Source organism: Bacteroidia bacterium, assembly GCA_041391665.1.
Taxonomy (GTDB): Bacteria; Bacteroidota; Bacteroidia; order J057; family J057; genus JAGQVA01.
Window position 1 is genome coordinate 1256733 of record JAWKNO010000002.1, and the last position, 21571, is coordinate 1278303.

Here is a 21571-nt window from a genome sequence, read left to right on the forward strand (position 1 = left end):
GTGGAACTCTGCGTTCCAAAACAAGCTTTGGGAACTCTGTATAAAACCTTTGTTTTCGTATGAACCTTCTTAGTTTTTTACAATTTTCTGACGAAAAATCCGATCTCTGGTCTGGATGCTAACAACATACATTCCTGCGGGTAAATAGCTAAAGTTTCCAATCGGCAGATTTTCGTTCAAAAGTTGTTGTTCCTGCCAGATCAGACTTCCCTGAAGATCAGTAATTCGAAGGGTTGCCTCGGTGGGCAGACCTGTGTAAAGAAGGGTGATTTCACTTTGAAACGGGTTAGGCGCAAATCGGACGCCTGTCAGTAAATGATCTTGAAGTCCCTGCGTTGCTGTATGTATTTTCCCATCTATTGCTTTGAGCAGAGAATATTCTCCCAGATTCCCCAGGGCGTCTTGCCCGATTTCCCAAATCATGATGCCTGAAACCTGACTTAAAGCCAATTCTGTTTTTGCCCTTATGGTGGGAATGCCATTGTAGTATTTTTGGCCCACCTGATCTGTCCAGGCAAAGACTGTATCTGTGGCCACCATTGACCCATAGGTAAAGGATGTTACATTGCTCTGATTGGTAAAATCATAACCATAAAAAGGCACCCCTAAGGTCATTTTTTCATAGGGAAGTCCTTGTGAATGCCAGTAGGTAATACCCTGTTGTGCAAAACTGTAGGGCGAATGCTGTCCCGGATTATTGGGGGCCCACGGGCCGGTCAGGTCATAAGCCATCAGATTGACAAAATCAAATACTGCCAAAGCTGCCGTACTGATATCCGGATAACGATAGGTTGCCGGCCATGCAGCAGTAATCAGTTTGCCATGTGCGTGGAGGGAGTCTGCCAGTTCCAGCACAAATGGGCTATAAAGATTATTCACACTATTCCATTCCAGATCAACATCCAGGCCGTCAAGGTTGTGGTTGAGGGTATAGGTTGTGAGTGAATGAATAAACCCGGAGCGGTTTGCGGGTAACATCAACTGATCATAGGCCGCCTGCCACGCAGCGGTAACACCTCCTCCGGCGATAGAAATCAATACTTTGATGTCTGGGTTTTCACTTTTAGCCTTTGCGACAACCGGATCAATATTCTGCCCCCCAATATCCAGATTGCCCTGCATATCGGGGTTTAGAAATGCGAGATTCAGATGAGTGAGTTTCCCATAATCCAACTGATTTGCCAGGGCAAAGCGGTAATACGGCAGGTAGCCCACTACTTTGAAGTCCTGCGACTGGCAGATCATTTGCCCGGCCAGTAGCATCAACCCCAGCGAAATCAGGTGTTTCATGACTTTTTCGTTCGGCCCCGGCCTCCTTTGGGTTTGGGTGGTTTTGCTTTATGCTCTTCCAGCAGTCGCTCACAATCTTCTAGTGTCAGGTTTTCCGGTGCTACACCCTTGGGAATTTTTACATTATTCCCATGAATTTTGATATAAGGCCCAAACCGGCCTTTTAAAACCTGGGCATCGTCGTTAAACTTGACGATCACATTGTTGGCGGCTGCGTTGCGTTTCTTTTCTATGAGTGCTACTGCACGTTCAAATTCTATTTCATACGGATCATCTCCTTCTTCCAGCGAGGCAAAAAGTTTGCCCAGCTGAACATAAGGGCCAAATCTTCCGATACTGACTTTGACGGTTTCGTCTTCAAACTCACCCAATGTGCGAGGGAGTTTAAACAGATCGAGTGCTTCCTCCAGGGTAATGGTTTCAATCAGCTGGTTGGCGCGGAGTTTGGCAAACCGGGGCTTTTCTTCATCGTCAGTAGAACCGATCTGAATCATGGGGCCATATCTGCCCAGGCGAGCAATGATGGGTTTTCCACTTTTGGGGTCCTCACCCAGTTCCCGCTCTCCCCCGGCCCTGTCAGCAGTTGCCTGGGTCTTCTCTACCTGAGGGGCAAATTTTTCATAGAAATCGGCGATCATTTTTTGCCACTCCTGTCTGCCTTCCGCGATCTCGTCAAACAATTCTTCCACATGGGCGGTAAACTGAAAATCGAGAATGGAGGGGAAAAAACGCACGAGGAAGTCATTGACAATCATTCCCAGATCAGAAGGGAATAGTTTGGCTTTTTCTGCCCCAGTAATCTCCTGTTTGATGGACTCGTTGACCTGATCGTTTCGCAATGTGATTTTCCCCAGATCGCGGGCTACGCCGTCACGATTATCTTTCACTACATATTCCCGCTTCTGAATGGTTGAAATCGTCGGGGCATAAGTGGAAGGTCTGCCGATTCCCAACTCCTCAAGTTTTTTTACCAGGCTAGCCTCTGTATATCGCGGTGCAGCACGGGTAAATCTTTCGAGCGCGATCATTTCTTTGAGTTTCAGTTCCTGACCAATTTTCATTGGCGGGAGCACCCCTTTGGTTTCTTCGTCCTCATTATCATCATCTGTGGACTCGAGATAAACTTTCAGGAATCCCTCAAACTTTAAGACTTCGCCGGTAGCTTTAAACATGGCCTGGTTGGTGGAAACCAGAATATCGACAACGGTTTTCTCCAGTTGCGCATCAGCCATTTGGGAAGCGAGGGTGCGTTTCCATATCAGGTCATACAACCGCAGCTCATTGCGATCCATATCATCGAGTTCACTGACAGACAGATCCGTCGGACGAATGGCTTCATGCGCTTCCTGCGCACTTGTATTTTTGTTTTTATAATGTCTTCTCTGGTGATAGTCTTTTCCGTAAAGATTTTTTACCACATCTTCTGCCTGCATCAGCGCCTGGTCAGAAAGACTGACACTATCCGTACGCATATACGTGATTTTCCCCGCTTCATAAAGACTTTGGGCAACACGCATGGTCTGGTTGACAGAGAAACTCAGTTTCCGGCTGGCTTCCTGTTGCAGGGTAGAAGTGGTGAAGGGAGCAGCCGGAGATTTTTTAGTTGGTTTTGTCTCCAGGTTGGTGATCGTATAGCTGGCCCCTTTACATGAGTTCACAAATGCCAGCGCATCGCTGTACTTTGGTAGCCGGTTGACAAGTTCTGCCTGAACGACGGAAGTGCCATTGACAAGAAAATCGGCGGTCACTTTATAGGAAGAAACCGGTTCAAAATCAATGATTTCCCTTTCCCGCTCAACGATCAGTCTTACTGCAACGGACTGTACGCGTCCGGCAGAGAGCCCCGTTCTGATTTTTTTCCAGAGGATGGGCGACAAACGAAAGCCCACGATCCGGTCAAGGATACGGCGAGCCTGTTGTGCATCCACAAGCGAGATATTGATCTTTCGGGGGTTTTCGATCGCACGGGTAATGGCCGGGCGGGTAATTTCGTTAAAAACAATGCGCTGGGTGGTAGCAATATCCAACCCCAGAACACTGGCAAGATGCCAGGAAATCGCTTCTCCTTCGCGGTCTTCGTCCGTCGCGAGCCAGACAACGTCATGTTTTTTGATTAGTTCCTGGAGGTCTTTTATGACAGTCTTTTTGTCGGGTATGACTTCATATTTGGGGAGAAATCCATTCTCAAAATCAATCGCATCATCATCTTTCGGAAGGTCCCTGACATGGCCGTAGCTAGCTTTAACCGTGAAATCTTTTCCAAGGTATTTTTCTATGGTTTTCGCTTTGGCAGGGGACTCTACAATCAATAGGTTTTTGGGCATATCAGATTAAAATCTTGGTTTCAGGTTGTCTTTTCCGGTTGCAATATTAAGAATATCTCGTAAAACTTATGGATATATCCTAGGAACTTTTCGTTTTTATATATTGTTTTAGGTCAGAGAATGTAAGTTCTGTAAAAAAAATGTCAACATTGGAGCCCACTCATATTGTGGTTGGTCTGGCGGATACAGACGAACTTTACAATCACGTGTTCACTATCCGCACGAAAGTTTTTGTGAATGAAGAATCGGTGGATCAGGAGGATGAATACGACGGATTCGACTTCCTTTCCAATCATTACCTCGCCTGGTACGACGGGGTGCCGGCAGGTGCTGCGCGCTGGCGTACAATACCCGCTACCGGTAATATCAGGCTGGAGCGGTTTGCCGTACTGAAAGCATTTCGGGGTAAAGGGGTCGGCGAAGCGCTGGTTAAAAAAATCCTGAGCGATGTGCCCCGATCAAAAGAAATTTTTATCCATGCCCAGGTTCACAACCTCGGATTCTATGAAAAATTTGGATTTGTCGCCGAAGGCGAAGCGTTTGAAGAAGCCGGAATTTTGCATCGCAAAATGGTGTGGAAAGGCGAATGATCAGATATAACTCTTACATAAAAATCCAACCAAAAAAGAAAAATCCAATATTAATACGTACTTTCCCGTTACTATTCCTCATAACAAACATTTATGCAAACCCAGGAAATTCTGAAAGAAGCTCGGGAATTACGCCAGCTAATGGCTAAAGCATCTGAAATTGCGCAACGTCTTCATGAAAAACTTCCAGAAATGGAAGAGCCTGCAATGAATGCTCAATGCAGTGTCATACGTGCGTTTTTGCACCAGACAGAGATGCAGGAACAGGTGCTAACGCAAATGATCAGTGCCAAATCAAATTGAAAAAAGAATTTTGATATAGTCTTTTGAAATCTGATTTTTGAAATCTGACTTTTGACTTCCCGTTTACAGGCGTGCTAACTATTTACAAATCTTCGGCAGGTAGTGGTAAAACCTATACACTGGTTCTTGAATACCTGAAAATCGTTATTGTCGAGCCGCTCGCTTATCGGCATGTACTTGCTGTTACCTTTACCAACAAGGCGACCGAAGAGATGAAGGTGAGGATTATCGAAACGCTTTCGCGGCTTGCCACGCATGCCGATGCTGACCTTCAAAATGACACTGTCTGGCAAACCCTTCGCAATTACCTCAAAGAAAAAGGGAAAGCCGAACTTTCGGTTTCCCTTCAGGCGCGCAAAGTATTGGAACTCATTCTGAATGATTATTCCAATTTCTCTGTTTCTACCATTGAAAGTTTTTTTCAGCGGATTGTTCGGGCCTTCGCGCGCGAACTCAATATCCCTTTGGGATATGATGTCGAAATGAAACAGGATCTCGTCCTGCAACGTGTAGTCGCTGATCTTTTGATGGATGCCGGTAGCAGACCCGCGCTTACAAGATTGTTGGAAGGTTTTATCGAACGCAATCTCGAAGAGGAGAAAAACTGGAATATTGACATGGAAATCAAGGCGCTTGGAACCGAGATTTTCAAAGAAAGATTCCAGACACTGGCTGTAAATTTTCCCGAAGAGAAAGAGCGCCTTACACATACCCTGGATCTGGTAAAAGATCTGCTGGAAATCCGCTTTAAATTTGAAAATTCGTTTTCGGCTCTGGCCGCAGAAACCCGGGACATTATAGACCGCCATTCGCTCGATATTACAGACTTTGCGTTTGGTAAGTCTGGCCCGATTGGTTATATGTTGCGTTTTCTTAAAAAAGTTGAACCCAAATCCTACGAACCAACTACCAGATCCCTGGCCGTAAATGAAGATCCCAATAAATGGATATCCGCCAAAAATCAAAGAAAATCGCTGGTTGAAAGTGCCGTTCAGGAGGGAATCGCCATGATTCTCGCCCGCATGGTCAGTCTCTATGAAAAGGGCTTTACCGACTATAATACCGCTATTCAGGTGCTTCGTACCGTGCATAGTTTTGGTCTGTTGGGCGAATTGCAGGCGAAACTTGCCGATTACAGAAAAGAAAACGCCCAACTGATTATTTCTGATACGACTTTTCTGCTCCGCAGTGTCGTGGGGGACCAGTACGACGCGCCTTTCATCTATGAAAAAGTGGGCGCCCGCTATCGACATTATCTCGTAGATGAGTTTCAGGATACCTCTGATATGCAGTGGTACAATCTTCTGCCACTCATACGGGAAGCCCTCGCACAAGGCCAGAACAGTCTGATCGTAGGGGATGTAAAACAAAGTATATATCGCTGGCGAAACGGCAACCTCAAATTGCTTTTGGGGGCAGTTGAGGCTGAAATGAAAGAATCGGGGCAGGAAGTGGAAGTGCGCAACCTGGCTGACAATTACCGGACTGCCGCTGCCATTGTCGAATTCAACAATCGCTTTTTTCAGGAAGCTGAAAATCTTTTCCAGGAAGAATATAAAGCCGCCGGAGATTTTATCTTCCGGGAGGCGTATCATTCTGTCGCTCAAAATCCTAAAAAAACGCAAACCCCTGGCCTTGTGAGTGTTGAGTTTTTTGCCGATCCCGATAAAAAGTCAGACGAAAATGAAGACGAGGCGGTCGAAAAATCAGGCTGGCAGGATCAGTCCATGAAACGCACACTTGAAGTAATCCTTCAACTCAGTGAAGATGGGTTTAAAGGTGGTGATGTAACCATTTTGGTCCGATCCAATTCGGAAGGAATGAAACTCGCCGCATTTCTCCAGCAGTCGGGTGTAAAAGTCATCTCCGCAGAGTCTCTGCTGGTTGTAAGCAACCAGAAAGTTTTGCTCCTGCAGGCATTATTGCAACATCTGAATCATGAACAGGATGAAATCGTAAAAGCCAGTCTGGCCTATTATTACTCAAGGGTTGTCCTCGATGAAAAAGAGACGAATTCGTTATTCGCAAATAGCGAATTTATCTCTTTTTCGGATAGTTTTAATGCTGATAAAGAGGAACTTAGGCGCTTGTCAGTATATGAATGTACGGAGCGACTTATTCGTCTTTTTCCTGTACTCTCTTCTCCTGATGCCTATGTGCAGGGATTTATGGATGTTGTCCTCGAATATACGGCAACCAGTGATGCTTCTATTTCTGGTTTTCTGGAATGGTGGACCGAAATAAGGGGAAAACGGGCGATCGCCAGTGCACCAGAGCCTGAGGCGGTCCAGATTATGACGATACACAAAGCGAAGGGGCTGGAGTTTCCTATTGTGATTATACCTTTTGCCGATTGGAAGCTGGACCCGGGATTGAAAGACGTGTTGTGGGTCAAGCCTGAAATGGTTCCCTACAATCGGGTACCGTATTTACCTGTGAGGGTGAGTAGCCGGTTGGAACTTACTTTTTTTGCCAGCGATTATGCAGAGGAGAAACTCGCTACACATCTTGACAATTTGAACCTGTTGTATGTTGCTTTTACCCGACCGGTACACCGATTGTATGTATTTTCCCGCATCAATGAGAAAGGTGCTCCGCTCTCAACTGCCGGAATCCTGATTCGGGATTTGCTTTATCGTTGCGGATCTGAAGATTTGTGGAATAGCGATCAAAACCGCTTCACTATTGGCAGCCCGCAAAAACTCACCTCTCCGGCTGGCAGGGAAATATCGGGCTCTCTCCAGTTGCTTCCTGTGAGTTTTCCGCTGATCAACCTTTCGGATGACATTCGTATTCGCTACCGCTCCAACAGGTTTTTAAATACAAGTGTGGTCTCCCAGCGTGAAAAAATGTCAGCGGGCGAATTGGTGCACGAGGCATTGGCTTTGGTTCACACGGTTGAAGATATTGAGGCTGCGATACAGCGACTGGTTAATAAGGGGTTGATTCCTTCTAACCGTACAGAACTGCTTTCACAACAGTTGAAATCGATCGTTCAAAACGAAAGCGTAATGGATTGGTTTTCAGGAGAATGGGCTGCTCGAAATGAAGCTGAAATTATTGTATCCGGAGGGAAAGTTCTCCGGCCGGATCGCGTCATGACAAGAAAAAATGAAGCGGCAATCATTGATTATAAAACAGGACAACCCCATGCCCGGCACCATAAGCAGGTATCCGAATACGTGGATGCGCTGAGGGAAATGGGGTATGCACCGGTAAAAGGATATGTTTATTACCTGAATTTGGGAATTGTTGAAGAGGCTGGATAATTAATTTGTTTTTCCAATGGCTGCGTTTATATTTGCGGGCGAAATGAAAGCTCTGTTTACATACCCACCTCTCGCGACTGTCATACCTGGCAGCGGGCTTCATATTCATCCTATCCATCATTCCTCCTAAAGGAGGAATAATTATACATATCACCCATTGAAGGGCTCGCCCCTTTTTCCCGCCCTATCGCGCGGTTTTTTCGTTCTGTTATTTTTATCACCTATAATTTTACCGACTTGAAACCTTTGCTAAGATTAGCTGTGCAAAAATCCGGACGCCTGAGCGAAAAGAGCCTGGCTTTGCTGGAAGAATGTGGCATTGGCTTTTTTCATAATAATACCCGTCTTCGGACAGAAGCTTTGAATTTTCCATTGGAGCTGCTTTTCCTCCGGGATGACGACATTCCTAAATACGTTGCCAGCGGGGTAGCGGATGTGGGGATTGTCGGGGAAAATGTGCTCGAAGAAAAGGGGGAATCGGTTTCCCTTGTTCATCGTCTGGGTTTTTCCAAATGCAGGCTTTCGGTGGCTGTGCCGCATAAAATGGATTATTCGGGCGCCAAATCTCTGGAAGGCATGAAAATCGCCACTTCATATCCTAAATTATTGAAACGGTTTCTGGGCAACAATCAGGTTTCCGCAGAAATCCACGAAATCAGTGGCTCAGTGGAAGTCGCTCCGGGCATCGGGCTGTCAGATGCTATCTGTGACTTGGTAAGCTCTGGTAGTACTCTCCTGGCCAATGGCCTGAAGGAGGTGGAGGTTATTTTCCGCTCGGAGGCTATTCTGGTATCTTCACCAGATCTTTCCGCCGCTAAAGCTGCCATTCTCGACCGGCTCATGTTTCGCATCCAGTCGGTGTTAAGAGCTGAAAACTATAAGTATATCCTGATGAATGTACCGGATGAATCAATAGGGATTGTAACGCAGCTTCTTCCGGGAATGAAGAGTCCGACGGTTATGCCTCTGGCTGAGTCTGGATGGAGTTCTGTCCACTCTGTTATAAGAGAAGATGAGTTTTGGGAAGTAATTGAAAATCTTCGTGCAGCAGGCGCTCAGGGTATTCTGGTTGCGCCGATTGAGAAAATGGTGATGTAAAGCATAAAATCATGAAAATTATCAAATATCCACTCGCACATACCTGGGACACATTGCTGGCACGTCCTGTATTGGATTATGCGCAGGGGGAAGCCCGGGTCAGCGAAATTTTACGCCAGGTTCGCGAAAACGGGGATAAGGCCCTCCGGGAATTCTCACTCGCATTTGATGGCTATGAGGCCAGTGATTTCCTGGTGAATAAAGCTGAAGTTGAAGCGGCGATTCCGTTGGTGTCTGATGCGCTGAAAGCTGCAATCGCTCAGGCCGCAGCAAATATCCGCACGTTTCACCTGTCTCAGCAGGAACCTTTAAAAATGATAGAAACCATGCCTGGCGTTGTCTGCTGGCGGAAAAGTGTTCCTGTAACTACGGTAGGGCTGTATATTCCGGGTGGAACGGCTCCTTTATTTTCGACTTTACTGATGTTGGCCATTCCTGCCCAACTCGCTGGCTGCCGGCAGATCGTGATCTGTACGCCTCCGGGTAAAGACGGGACAATACACCCTGCGATCCTTTATACCGCTTCGTTTTTGGGAATATCTGCCATCTACAAAGTTGGGGGAGCACAGGCGATCGGTGCAATGGCCTATGGCACGGAATCCATCCCTCGGGTGAGCAAAATATTTGGCCCGGGTAATCAATATGTCACCCTTGCCAAACAGCAGGTGAGTCAGCAGGGAACAGCGATTGATATGCCGGCGGGCCCATCTGAAGTAGCAGTGGTGGCCGATAAAACGGCCAATCCGGCCTTTGTTGCGGCTGACCTGCTTTCGCAGGCAGAACACGGTATCGACAGTCAGGTTTTGCTTGTTACCGATTGTGAACCTTTGCTCGAAGCTGTACGTGATGAAATCGAAGCGCAATTGGTCTATTTACCCAGAAAAGAGATTGCCCGCGAAACCTTGCGCAACAGTTATATGATTCTGCTGGAAGCAAAATCAAAAGTGGTGGATATGATCAATCAGTATGCCCCCGAACATCTAATCCTTTCCGTAGATAATCCGGACGAATGGGCCAATGAAATCGAAAATGCAGGATCCGTATTCCTGGGGCATTTTACCCCTGAGAGTGCGGGTGATTATGCTTCAGGAACCAATCATACTTTACCTACAAATGGATATGCAAGGGCTTACAGTGGGGTTTCTCTCGACAGTTTTGTGAAAAAAATTACCTTTCAGAAGATATCTGCCCAGGGCCTTCGTAATTTAGGCCGGACGGTAGAAGTAATGGCGGAAGCCGAAGAACTTTTCGCCCACAGAAATGCAGTTTCGATTCGCCTGGAAATGATAAACGGACAAAATCATGACTGAGATTCAATCGCTGATCCGGCCACACCTCCGGAACATCCAACCTTATAGTTCGGCAAGGGATGAGTATTCGGGTTGGGAAGGAATTTTCCTCGACGCAAATGAAAATGCCTTTGGCAGTACAGTTGCGGGGGGCGGGTACAACCGCTATCCTGATCCTTATCAATCTGTGTTGAAACAAAAACTGGCAGCTGTGAAGGGCGTTGCTACTGACCAGATTTTCCTGGGAAATGGCAGTGATGAAGCGATTGACCTGCTTATCCGTGCTTTTTGCGAGCCGGGGGAAGACGAAGTTCTTTTATTGCCGCCTACATACGGTATGTACCAGGTCAGTGCCGATATCAATAAAATACAAACGGCCAAAGTGCCACTTACCCGCGATTTTCAAATTCACTGGCCAAAAGTAAAAGCTGCAATTGGCAATCATACCAAGTTGATTTTCATCTGTTCACCCAACAACCCTTCCGGAAATCTCATGGATCGTGAAGATGTGGAGGATATCCTGGATGTTGCACCCGGGCTCGTTGTGGTGGATGAGGCCTATATTGATTATACTCCGGAGGCAACGTTGATCCCTTTGTTGAAACATTTTCCCAGGCTGGTCATTTTACAAACCTTTTCTAAAGCCTGGGGAATGGCCAATCTTCGGCTGGGAATGGCTTTTGCACATCCGGAAGTGATCGCGATTCTCAACAAAATCAAACCGCCTTATAATATTAATGGTCTGACACAGGAGATTGCTGAAAAAGCCATTGATAATCAATCAGTTAAGATTGATATGGTAAAGGAAACCCTTGCACAGCGAAAGCTGCTCAAGGAATCCCTGAGTTCCCTTCGGATGGTAGAAAAAATTTATCCGTCGGATGCAAATTTTCTGCTGGTAAAGATAAAAAATGCAGACCGGGTGTATCACGCGCTGATTGAAAAGCAGGTGATTGTTCGCAATCGCTCTAAGGTCATTATGTGCGAAGGTTGTCTCCGGATTACCGTGGGGACTGCTGTCGAAAACCAAAAACTACTGGAAGAATTAAAGCAGATGGATATATGAAAAAAGTGCTGTTTCTTGATCGGGATGGGGTAATCCTTGTCGAACCTCCGGTAGATTTTCAGGTGGACAGCCTGGAAAAGCTCGAATTTATTCCCGGCGTCATTCGCAATCTTTACCGGATTGCCTGTGCAACGGAATTTGAATGGGTAATGGTTACCAATCAGGATGGACTGGGTACCGCAAGTTTTCCTGAAGAGACTTTCTGGTCGGCGCACAACAAAATGATTCAGACTCTGGCCGGGGAGGGAATTACTTTTTCGGAAGTGGTCATAGATCGTACATTTGCCCATGAAAAGGCTCCAACGCGCAAACCTGGCACCGCACTTTTGACAAAATACCTCGACGGATCTTATGATCTGGCGGGCAGCCTGGTTATCGGAGACCGTTTTTCTGACATGCAACTGGCCTGCAATCTGGGCGCAAAAGGTATTCTTATTGGCCGCAGCAGCGATGCGCAGGATACGGTCTATGAGGGGAATGATCTTTCGGAAACGATTATCCTGAAAGCTGAAAATTGGGACCAGATCGGTGATTTTGTAGTGAATGGATGTGGACGTCGAACGGCTGCTATACACAGGCAGACCAATGAAACTGACATTTTCATCAATCTTGATCTGGATGGAAATGGTAAAACCAGTCATTCAACCGGGTTGGGATTTTTTGACCACATGCTGGATCAATTGGGTAAACATAGCCGCATAGATCTGTCTGTTTCGGCCAGGGGCGACTTGCACATTGATGAGCATCATACCATTGAAGACGTGGGAATTGCCCTGGGGGAGGCGTTCTGTAAAGCGCTGGGGGACAAACGGGGCATCGAGCGGTATGGCTGTTTTGATCTGGTGATGGATGATGCGCTGGCAAGGGTTGCGATCGATTTCAGCGGAAGACCCTGGCTGGTCTGGCAATGTGATTTTCAAAGAGAAAGGGTGGGGGATATGCCCGTAGAAATGGTTTTCCATTTTTTTAAGTCCTTCTCTGACGGGGCGCGATGCAACCTGAATATATCTGTTTCCGGTGATAATGCACACCACATGATCGAGGCTACCTTTAAGGGGGTAGCCAGAGCAATCCGAAATGCGGTAAAGCGAATTCCGGGAGAAGACAGTTTGCCTTCTACCAAAGGCGTCTTATGAAAATGCGAAATTTTTCAGGCAACATAACGGGCTACAATCGCCCTGACTTCGCGGAGGTGCTGCTGCTTTTTGCTGTTTCTTCTTCGCATCGCGGTTTCAGTGAAATAATGATGGCTTTCAAGAAATTTTACCTGAAGGTTATTCCATTCCTTCTCATTTTTCACGACACCCCGTTCCTGAAACTCCTGAAAAAGTGTGATTCCTACCGGGTAAAAATCATTCCTCCCGAGGTAGTAAAGATCTGCATCACAAAGTATCTGCTCGAGCAGATTTTGCGGATTTTGCGGAATCTGGGTAGCCATAATCATTCCGCAGATCAAGTCAAGTTGTTCTTCAGAATAACCAAAACGCGGGAGAAACTCTCGCGCAATCGCGCAGCCTGCAGCTTCATGTCCATGATACGTTTGAGTAAACCCGGAATCATGAAAAAGCGCAGCCGTTTTCAGCAGAATCAGCGATTCACTGCTGACTCCTTCTGCTTCGGCAATTTCTACCGCTGCATCCAGCACATCCAGCGTATGATGGATGCCATGATAAGTAAGACTGTCCGGAAGCTCATCTTTCAGCTTGAGCAGAATGAATGTTTCCGCGTCGTTAAAATTAATTTTGCCCATGTGTACGTACAACAATCCGAAAAATATCGTCAAATTTTTCAATAATCCGAACATTTCATCATAAAATCTAACAATGAAGATCGTTGTCATCAAATATAACGCAGGAAATGTCCAGTCTGTTACTTATGCCTTGAACCGATTGGGGATTGAACCCGTGTTGTCTGACGACCCGGAGGTGATTCGCGCTGCGGATAAGGTGATTTTTCCGGGGGTTGGGGAGGCCAGTACCACCATGCGTTATCTGCGCCAGTCTGGTCTCGATCGTTTGATTCCCTCTCTTACGCAGCCAGTGTTGGGAATTTGTCTGGGAATGCAACTGATGTGCGCGCATTCTGAAGAGGGAAATGTCGATTGTCTGGGGATATTTGATCATCAGGTCAGGAGGTTTTCCTCTGAAAAGGTCAAAGTGCCACATATGGGCTGGAACCTTTTGGGGGAACTGAAGTCCCCACTGATGGAAGACCTTGGTGAAAAACCGTTTGTCTATTTTGTACACAGTTTTTATGTGGAGTCCGGGATTCATACTATTGCAAGTGCTGATTATGGTATTCGATTCAGTGCCGCCCTTCAGAAGGATAATTTTTTTGCTACACAGTTTCACCCGGAGAAAAGTGGGTTGCCCGGTGCCCAAATTTTAAAAAACTTCATCGACTATGCGGATCATACCAGCAATTGATATTATCGACGGTAAATGTGTACGCCTGGAAGAAGGTGATTACGGCCGAAAAAAAGTGTACCATAGTGATCCGCTCAAGGTTGCTCTTGAGTGGGAAAATCACGGAGGGGAGTTCCTGCATCTCGTGGATCTCGACGGGGCAAAGGCAGGTAAATTGGTCAATCTCTCCGTTATCGAAACCATTTGTCAACATACAGGTCTTAAAGTAGATGTGGGGGGAGGCATAAAATCTGACGCCGATTTGAAGGCGGCTTTTGATGCAGGGGCAGTTCAGGTGAATATCGGAAGTCTGGCCGTAACCAATCGCGAATTGTTTGCTTCCTGGATAGCCGCCTTCGGCGGAGAAAAAATGCTGCTGAGCGCAGATGTTCGGGAGGGTTTTGTCGCTATCCACGGTTGGCAGACAATCACAGAATGGCGCCTGGCCGACTTTATCTGTGAGTATATGGATTTGGGTATCACTACGGTCGTTTGTACCGATATCTCCAAAGACGGCATGATGGCAGGCCCGTCTTTTGCTTTATATGAATCACTGATTCAACGGTTTCCCGAACTGAAACTGGTTGCCAGTGGGGGGATTACCTCGCTGGAAGATGTTCGTCAGCTTTCCGAAATGAATATAGATGGAGCCATTATCGGAAAGGCTATTTATGAGGGCAAAATACAATGGAAAGATTTGGTTCAAAAATAATGGCGCAAAACCTATGTTAACCAAAAGAATTATCCCCTGCTTAGATATAAGAAACGGACGTACGGTAAAAGGCGTCAACTTTGTCAATATCCGCGACGCGGGCGATCCGGTCGAACTGGCAGCGGCCTATGCGCTTCAGGGGGCAGATGAATTAACCTTTCTCGATATTACCGCTACCGTAGAACATCGCAAAACAATGGCTGACCTTGTGCTTCGGGTTGCAAAGGAAATCAATATCCCTTTTACCGTAGGAGGTGGGATCAGCAGCGTGGCCGATGTCTCCCGTCTATTGTCTTCCGGTGCAGATAAAATATCTGTGAACTCGGCAGCCGTGCGAAACCCGGGGCTTGTCGATGAACTTGCGCTAGAATTTGGCAGTCAATGTGTGGTTGTGGCGATTGATACTCATTTTCAGGAAGGTGAATGGATGGTATATACGCACGGCGGACGTACGCCTACGTCGATTCGTACCCTGGATTGGGCCAAAGAAGTCGCCGACCGGGGGGCTGGTGAAATTCTTTTAACCTCTATGGTCAGCGATGGCACACAGGCAGGATTTTCGCTTGAAATCACCGCGATGGTTTCCAGGCTATTGTCTATACCCGTAATTGCCTCCGGTGGTGCAGGCACAATGGAGCATTTTGCAGAAGCATTTTCAACGGGAAATGCAGACGCAGCATTGGCCGCCAGCGTGTTTCACTTCGGCATCATTCCCATTCCCTCGCTAAAACAATATCTTTCCGGCAAAGGTATTCCAATCAGAATCTGAATTTTCCCAAATAATTCGTAAATCGCAGCAGTCAAAAACGAGTGTAAAAATGATGGATCTTGATTTTGAAAAATCCTACGGCCTGGTTCCCGCTATTATCCAGGACGCCAGTACAGATAAAGTGCTGATGTTGGGATATATGGACGATAAGGCCTTTAAAAAAACCGTAAAAGAAGGGCGGGTAACTTTTTACAGCCGGTCAAAGGAAAGACTCTGGACCAAGGGGGAAACTTCCGGCAATTTTCTTAAAGTGGTGGATATTATTCCGGATTGCGACAAGGATGCGATTCTTGTAAAGGTGATTCCCGACGGACCGGTTTGCCATACCGGAAAAGATACCTGCTTTGGGGAAAAAAATAACTCGGATTATTCTTTCCTCCGAAAACTGGAAAACACCATCAGAGAACGCCGGAAAAACCCGGTAAAGGGCTCCCATACCAGCAAACTCTTTGACCGGGGGATCAATAAAATTGCCCAGAAAGTGGGTGAGGAAGCGGTCGAAATGATCATCGAGGCCAAAGACAATGATAAAAATCTGTTTATCAATGAGTGTGCAGATTTGCTGTATCATGTCATGGTGTTGCTTGAAGCCAAAGATGCCTCTATTAAGGAGGTAATCAAAGTGTTGAAAGGCCGGTCCAAAGTCCGTAAATAGCCTTTTCGTTTTTTTTAAATTTAACCCTAGCTTTACCATATAAAATTTTCTGGCTTATGTATAAAAATTCATTTCTGAGTGTATCACTTGTCCTGCTGGTTTTCCTGGCCGGGTGTGGTGATCATAGCTCTTCAGAAACCACAGAAACCACCGGATCTACAGATTCGGCAGTGGCTGCAAAACCTCAGGCAGAAATCGATGAGGAGAAAATCGCTGATTATCTCAAAACCAATGGTATTGAAAATGCCCAATCCACAGAATCCGGATTGTATTATGTCATTGATAGCCCGGGTGAAGGTGAACATCCGACGGTAAATTCTACGGTTCTGATGCACTACAAAGGAATGACCCTGAAAGGTGATATCTTTGATTCTTCCTATGATTCTGGTGAGCCGCTGAACTACCCGCTGCGTGATCTGATTCGCGGATGGCAGGAAGGTGTTCCTTTGCTGGGCCGGGGAGGAAAAGCTACCCTCTATATTCCTTCTACGCTGGCTTACGGGCCCCGGCGTCGCAGTGATCTTATCGGCCCAAATGAAGTGCTGATTTTTGATGTGGAATTGCTGGATTTTCAGTAGATCTATTCACGCTACAAAAGAGGTATTTTGCTGATTACGAATGTTTTCAGGGCTGCAATGCTCACGCTTTGCCTCTTGTTATATGCCTGTACCTCCTCTCCGGAGATACAGAAGGTGTCGGTTTTTTCAGGGGTAACCATAGATAAAAATTGCGGGGCATCTGTCGTCATCGACAATATGGAAACCTTTCGCAGATTTCAGTTGGATGCCTGGCTGATAGAATTTCCCTTTGAGCTCTCCGCCCGGCATACCGGCTCGGATTTCCGGTATTATGAAAAACATACCATCGATACATTGGTAACGGTTTTTCAGACTGAAAATATTCCCTATGTCCTTTGTTTTCCGCTGGATAACCCGCAAAACTATCCGCTGAAAAATGCCCGGATTGCGCATTATCTTTCAGATGTATCGGGCATTCTGCTTCGCACTCATGACTACCCGCCAATAGCAATTGTTTTCTCCGGAATCTGGATGAATCCTGCATTCTACCGGGAAGATTTTCTGCGTTTTGTCGGAGAACTGAAAACTTCTTTTGAGGGGTTTACCGGTGATATTGTTTTTGCCGGGTTTCCGCATGAGCTCATGGGTGATTTTGACTGGGACTCTCCAGATGTGATTGGGATTCGGTACCACGAACCATTATCCGAAAATCTCGATTTGTATTACGCCGGGCTCAATAAAGAAATCGGTTGTTATTTGCTCGAACACGATAAGCCGGGAATGATTGTACATAGCAACCTGTTTGGCGATAAGAAACTCGATCTCTTTCGCGGGCAGTTAAGTTTTTGGCCTGATTCTGTAGAGATAAAAGGCATAGCACTCAACAGCTTACACTGTGAAATGAGCCTTTCGGGCAAAAATGCATTTTTTTCATTAAGTGAAGACCAGGCTTTTCTCGATTTTCTGAAAGATTATCTTAATTAATGCAGGATGTTGAAAATCAGTAATTCCTCTCCCAAAATCCTTGTGGTTAGGTTTAGCTCTATCGGTGATATTGTGCTTACAACACCTGTGCTGCGCAACCTGAAGCGTGCTTATCCTCAGTCTGAAGTTCACTTTTTCACTAAACCCGCCTATGCACATCTGATTGCGACCAATCCCTATGTGGATAAAATCCATGAACTGCAATCTCCCCTCAGGCTTCAGTTGAAACGTCTGAAAGAAGAGGAATACGACTTGATTCTGGACCTTCACCACAACCTCCGCAGTCAGCGGGTAAAATGGGCATTGGGCGCACCTCACATCTCTTTTGATAAAGCCAATTTTGCCAAAATTTTGTTGGTGAAAACCGGCAGGCAGATTAAGCCCATTTCCCATATAGTGGAAAGATATCACGAGGTGTTGAGAAAGATCGGGATTACCCCGGACACGGCAGGCCTGGACTTTTTTTTGTCCGATGCAGCTATAAACGAAGCTGCCGAAATTATCAGAAATGCCGGTACTAACTTTTCGGGTGATTGTCTGGCTGTTGTACTGGGGGCCACGCATCAGACGAAGCGGTGGCTTCCGGTTCATTTCACCAGTCTGCTCAACCGGTTTCAGCAACCGGTCATCCTGTTGGGAGGGCCGGACATAACTAAAGAAGCCAAAGCGATTATTGGCGGATTAGACGTGCCCGTTTTGGATGCAGTCGGGAAATACGATATGATGGTTTCTGCTGCATTGATGAAGTCCTGCCGGGCTGTGTTGACCCACGATACCGGCCTGATGCATGTGGCGGCGGCTTTTGGCATGAAGGTATTTTCGCTTTGGGGAAGCACTGTCCCCGAATTTGGCATGACCCCCTGGAAAACAGAAAGTTATATCCTCGAAAACACGGAGGTCTCCTGCCGTCCGTGTACCCGCATCGGGTTTGATATCTGCCCCAAAGGACACTTCAATTGTATGGGAAAACTTACACCCGAAAAAGTCCTGGAGAGCCTGGAAAGTAATTTCTGATTTCGTAGTAAAATCTGATCGGGCTTCACAAATTACTGTTGGGGCTGTCCGTTAGGCGGATCGAATCCCACAATCTATACATATGGCAAATATGACATAATTTTAATGTCATAATTCAAAACAATTTGTGGTTTTTCTTAACATGTAATCCTCATTTATATGAAACAAACTTTTACCCTCCTCGCTCTCCTGTTTTTTGTATCTACTGGTGTTCAGGCTCAGAAAGTGGCATTATGTGGATTTAATACTGACAACAACGATGGATTTGCCTTTGTCGCACTGATCGACCTTGTAGAAGGCGATGTTATCTATTTTACGGATGGTACATATGTGGCTTCATCCAATTCATTTAATGTTTCCAGCACAAACAATACGGTCATTACTTATACTGTGCCTGCCGGCGGTATTCCCAAAGGACAGGTAATCAGAGCAGAGGAAACAAGTTCCAACACGCTTACAGCGACCCGTTCCGGTGGAGCTACACCTACAGGTTCTTTTAGCATTTCAGCAGGTAGTAATTTCAGATTGAGCGGCGGTGAGCCTTTGTTTGCTTTCCGCGCTACAATGCAGCGAACCCTGCCGGATCTGTAGCGGAGATTTTTGGCTATGTTTTAATGGGGGGCAATGCAAGTGGTCTGGGAAATAATCCTGAATCAGATCTTGATGCACCTCTTTCTCCTGAGTTTGTAGCCATCCAGCATACAAGCACAAGTACCGATGGCGCTTCCTACAAAACGACAGGTGGATTGAGAAGTAATACCACCCTGGCACAACTTACAAATGTTAGTAATTGGAATACCAGCAGCAATAACATTGCCATTTCCACCACGGCATTCACCAACATCAGCTTTGGCGGTTTCCCGGTCGAATGGTTGGACTTTAAAGCTGTTGCTGGTACTGCAAGCGTAACGGTATCATGGATTACGGCCCGTGAGCTCAACAACGACTACTTTGTGGTTGAAAACAGCCTGGATGGGGTTGAGTTTTCTGAACTTGGCCAGGTAGAAGGTGCCGGAACGACAGATACTCCGACAAGCTACGAATTTATTGACCACTCACCCAGAGCAGATCGCCTCTATTACCGCGTACGTCAGGTGGATTTTGACGGAGCCTTCTCTTTTACTTCAGTAATGATGGTAAACATCGGTGAGGTCTCCGGTAAAGCCAAAATGTATCCCAACCCCGTAGTGAGTGATCTTACTGTAGATCAATTCCAGGGTGAGATGACGATTTTCAACGTTGCCGGTCAGCAACTGAGCAGTACCTTGATCAATGGGAGCAAAACCATAGACCTCTCTAATCTGGAAAAAGGAATGTATCTGGTCAGACTTGTTAGCAATACGGGTGTGGTAGAAACCCACAGAATCGTGAAATAAGGGCGTTGGCTCCTTTTTTACCCGCAACAATTTATCATGCCATTTCAGGCGGGATTCCTTCCCAAATGAGATGGCATGTTTTTTTATTAATGCCTGGGGCAGGTACAGCGTTTTTTCATTTTTACCAGATGAATACCTACTGAAGCTGCGACATTCACGCCTATTTCCTCGTTGTAGGCAACCCGGGTATAAGGTTCTCCATAACCTCCCGACACATGTTTGTTGTCAGTATAATATACGCCTGCTTCAAGTGCTGCGGAAATATTGGGAGAGAGAAAGTATCGGACACCGCCAAAACCTCCGGCTCCATAATTTTTGTAAATGTATTCGTTGTGAAAAGAGGGAAAATCCGGGGATGTGCCATCTTCTACTACCTCTCCCAGTGAGTAGATCGCCTCTATGCCAAGAAAATACTGATAGGGCCCTTTATGATATTTGTACAAATATCCGATGGAGAAGTCTGTGTCCTTTTTCTGCGACTCATAGGACAGGAGGTTGAGGTAGGATGTGGGGCCGCTTTCAAATTTTGCCTGGCGATGTGCTACGCCAACGCGCAAAGCATGTTTAAGACTATAGTTCCAGGTGTATCGCGCCCCGTTGAGCAAATTTACACTGAAGGGCAGTGGTTGGTATAAATTTCCCAGATCTGTAATATAGTTCGCCCCCGCCAGCTGCAAATCTAACTGATGAGTCTGTGGTTTGTACAAAGATTTTTGCGCAGTGGCCGTTTGGATAAACGAAAAAATAACAATCAGCCCGAGGCTCACGTAGAAAAGTGGATTTTTCATAGTATGGTGTTTCTGTTGATAAATGGTAAATATCCCGAAAGGTGTGGAATTCTGCAAACCCGCTCAACGATATATCCAACATAACGGAAAGAAGAATGGTTTATTTTTGCTTATATTTGGCTGCCAAATTTAACCACCAAGGAGAGAATGCTGAATTTTTTCAAGAAAAAAGAGAATAAAGACAAGCTCGACAAAGGATTGGAAAAAACCAAACAGGGTTTATTTTCCCGCCTCAACCGGGCTGTCCTGGGCAAAAGTAAGGTCGATGACGAAGTGCTGGACGAATTGGAGGAGATCCTCATTGCCAGTGACGTAGGGATTAAAACGACCTTGCGCATTATTGAGCGTATCCAGGCTCGTGTTTCCCGTGATAAATTTGCAGGTACAGCAGAGCTGAACTTTATACTCAAAGATGAAATTGAGCAACTGATTCTGGAATCGCATCCAGATTCCCGCGACTATTTTGATATTCCTCAGTTTTCTGCCGACGGCAAAAAAATGCCTTATGTGATTATGGTCGTTGGGGTAAATGGGGTGGGAAAAACCACAACCATCGGTAAACTCGCCTGGCGTTTCAAATCACTCGGCAAGTCGGTACTTCTGGGAGCCGGAGATACTTTCCGCGCGGCAGCGGTCGATCAGTTGAAGCTCTGGTCAGAGCGGGTGGGCGTGGATTTTTATAGCAAAGGCATGAATACCGATCCGGCTGCAGTCGCCTATGAAGCTGTTCGGGAAGGCGTGAATAAAGGCCATGATGTCGTCATCATAGATACCGCTGGTCGCCTTCACAACAAAAAACATCTCATGGATGAGCTTTCCAAGATCAAGCGAAGTATGAATAAAGTCATGGAAGGTGCGCCGCATGAAGTACTGCTCGTGCTGGATGCTTCTACCGGACAAAACGCTATCAACCAGGCTACTGCTTTTACTGAAGCCACACAGGTATCTGCTATGGCACTAACCAAACTCGACGGTACGGCCAAAGGTGGTGTGGTCATCGGTGTGTCTGATATTTTTAAAATTCCGGTAAAGTATATCGGGGTAGGTGAGGCAATGGACGATCTTCAAATCTTCGCTCCCACTGAGTTTATCGAATCCATGTTCAAACAGTAAGCTTACGA

Annotated in this window: 21 protein-coding genes; 17 read left to right on the plus strand and 4 right to left on the minus strand. The window is 46.3% G+C overall.

The window, feature by feature from the left end; translation table 11 throughout:
• Positions 1 to 69 precede the first annotated feature (69 nt).
• Both R3D00_16865 and topA read right to left on the minus strand, forming a co-directional pair.
• Positions 70 to 1290, minus strand: a complete 1221-nt coding sequence (locus tag R3D00_16865) for a glycosyl hydrolase family 18 protein (protein MEZ4774859.1) — start codon at positions 1288 to 1290, stop codon at positions 70 to 72.
• Positions 1287 to 3614, minus strand: a complete 2328-nt coding sequence (gene topA / locus R3D00_16870; protein ID MEZ4774860.1) for a type I DNA topoisomerase — start codon at positions 3612 to 3614, stop codon at positions 1287 to 1289. Before topA ends, R3D00_16865 begins: the two co-directional genes overlap by 4 nt.
• A gap of 140 nt (positions 3615 to 3754) precedes the next feature.
• On the opposite strand from topA, the gene R3D00_16875 reads away from it, so the two are divergent.
• The 7 genes from R3D00_16875 (at position 3755) to hisB (ending at position 12365) form a co-directional block, all read left to right on the plus strand.
• Positions 3755 to 4204, plus strand: coding sequence for a GNAT family N-acetyltransferase (locus tag R3D00_16875; GenBank protein MEZ4774861.1), 450 nt, complete (start codon positions 3755 to 3757; stop codon positions 4202 to 4204).
• Between the two features lie 93 nt (positions 4205 to 4297).
• A complete protein-coding gene (locus R3D00_16880) occupies positions 4298 to 4507 on the plus strand; it encodes a hypothetical protein (protein ID MEZ4774862.1) in 210 nt (69 codons plus the stop codon).
• Between the two features lie 71 nt (positions 4508 to 4578).
• The gene (locus R3D00_16885; protein ID MEZ4774863.1) at positions 4579 to 7776 is read left to right on the plus strand and encodes a UvrD-helicase domain-containing protein; all 3198 of its coding nucleotides are present in this window, start codon (positions 4579 to 4581) and stop codon (positions 7774 to 7776) included.
• Between the two features lie 237 nt (positions 7777 to 8013).
• The gene (gene hisG / locus R3D00_16890) at positions 8014 to 8874 is read left to right on the plus strand and encodes an ATP phosphoribosyltransferase (GenBank protein MEZ4774864.1); all 861 of its coding nucleotides are present in this window, start codon (positions 8014 to 8016) and stop codon (positions 8872 to 8874) included.
• Between the two features lie 11 nt (positions 8875 to 8885).
• The gene (gene hisD, locus R3D00_16895) at positions 8886 to 10184 is read left to right on the plus strand and encodes a histidinol dehydrogenase (GenBank protein MEZ4774865.1); all 1299 of its coding nucleotides are present in this window, start codon (positions 8886 to 8888) and stop codon (positions 10182 to 10184) included.
• Entirely contained in the window at positions 10177 to 11229 is a 1053-nt protein-coding gene (gene hisC, locus R3D00_16900) for a histidinol-phosphate transaminase (GenBank protein ID MEZ4774866.1), read from the plus strand. The genes hisD and hisC overlap by 8 nt, the downstream gene beginning before the upstream one ends.
• The gene (hisB, locus tag R3D00_16905; GenBank protein ID MEZ4774867.1) at positions 11226 to 12365 is read left to right on the plus strand and encodes a bifunctional histidinol-phosphatase/imidazoleglycerol-phosphate dehydratase HisB; all 1140 of its coding nucleotides are present in this window, start codon (positions 11226 to 11228) and stop codon (positions 12363 to 12365) included. Before hisC ends, hisB begins: the two co-directional genes overlap by 4 nt.
• 14 nt (positions 12366 to 12379) lie before the next feature.
• Here hisB and R3D00_16910 read toward each other — a convergent pair whose 3' ends face one another.
• On the minus strand, positions 12380 to 12979 hold the full coding sequence (locus R3D00_16910; GenBank protein ID MEZ4774868.1) for an HD domain-containing protein: 600 nt from the start codon (positions 12977 to 12979) through the stop codon (positions 12380 to 12382).
• Positions 12980 to 13052: 73 nt separating this feature from the next.
• Here R3D00_16910 and hisH point away from each other — a divergent pair, with 73 nt between their 5' ends.
• The 9 genes from hisH to R3D00_16955 all read left to right on the plus strand — a co-directional run bounded on the left by hisH (position 13053) and on the right by R3D00_16955 (position 19662).
• Positions 13053 to 13655 carry an imidazole glycerol phosphate synthase subunit HisH gene (hisH, locus tag R3D00_16915; protein MEZ4774869.1) on the plus strand — a complete coding sequence of 201 codons (603 nt, stop codon included), beginning with the start codon at positions 13053 to 13055 and terminating at the stop codon, positions 13653 to 13655.
• Entirely contained in the window at positions 13633 to 14346 is a 714-nt protein-coding gene (hisA, locus tag R3D00_16920; protein ID MEZ4774870.1) for a 1-(5-phosphoribosyl)-5-[(5-phosphoribosylamino)methylideneamino]imidazole-4-carboxamide isomerase, read from the plus strand. The genes hisH and hisA overlap by 23 nt, the downstream gene beginning before the upstream one ends.
• A gap of 13 nt (positions 14347 to 14359) precedes the next feature.
• On the plus strand, positions 14360 to 15115 hold the full coding sequence (gene hisF / locus R3D00_16925; protein MEZ4774871.1) for an imidazole glycerol phosphate synthase subunit HisF: 756 nt from the start codon (positions 14360 to 14362) through the stop codon (positions 15113 to 15115).
• A 13-nt stretch (positions 15116 to 15128) separates the two neighbouring features.
• Entirely contained in the window at positions 15129 to 15770 is a 642-nt protein-coding gene (gene hisIE / locus R3D00_16930; protein MEZ4774872.1) for a bifunctional phosphoribosyl-AMP cyclohydrolase/phosphoribosyl-ATP diphosphatase HisIE, read from the plus strand.
• A 56-nt stretch (positions 15771 to 15826) separates the two neighbouring features.
• Positions 15827 to 16348, plus strand: coding sequence for an FKBP-type peptidyl-prolyl cis-trans isomerase (locus R3D00_16935; protein MEZ4774873.1), 522 nt, complete (start codon positions 15827 to 15829; stop codon positions 16346 to 16348).
• Between the two features lie 27 nt (positions 16349 to 16375).
• Positions 16376 to 17272, plus strand: coding sequence for a hypothetical protein (locus R3D00_16940; protein MEZ4774874.1), 897 nt, complete (start codon positions 16376 to 16378; stop codon positions 17270 to 17272).
• 6 nt (positions 17273 to 17278) lie between these two features.
• The gene (locus R3D00_16945; GenBank protein ID MEZ4774875.1) at positions 17279 to 18286 is read left to right on the plus strand and encodes a glycosyltransferase family 9 protein; all 1008 of its coding nucleotides are present in this window, start codon (positions 17279 to 17281) and stop codon (positions 18284 to 18286) included.
• 159 nt (positions 18287 to 18445) lie between these two features.
• A complete protein-coding gene (locus tag R3D00_16950; GenBank protein ID MEZ4774876.1) occupies positions 18446 to 18877 on the plus strand; it encodes a hypothetical protein in 432 nt (143 codons plus the stop codon).
• A 23-nt stretch (positions 18878 to 18900) separates the two neighbouring features.
• The gene (locus R3D00_16955) at positions 18901 to 19662 is read left to right on the plus strand and encodes a T9SS type A sorting domain-containing protein (protein ID MEZ4774877.1); all 762 of its coding nucleotides are present in this window, start codon (positions 18901 to 18903) and stop codon (positions 19660 to 19662) included.
• An 86-nt stretch (positions 19663 to 19748) separates the two neighbouring features.
• Here R3D00_16955 and R3D00_16960 read toward each other — a convergent pair whose 3' ends face one another.
• A complete protein-coding gene (locus R3D00_16960; protein ID MEZ4774878.1) occupies positions 19749 to 20450 on the minus strand; it encodes a hypothetical protein in 702 nt (233 codons plus the stop codon).
• 147 nt (positions 20451 to 20597) lie between these two features.
• On the opposite strand from R3D00_16960, the gene ftsY reads away from it, so the two are divergent.
• On the plus strand, positions 20598 to 21563 hold the full coding sequence (gene ftsY / locus R3D00_16965; GenBank protein ID MEZ4774879.1) for a signal recognition particle-docking protein FtsY: 966 nt from the start codon (positions 20598 to 20600) through the stop codon (positions 21561 to 21563).
• Positions 21564 to 21571 lie beyond the last annotated feature (8 nt).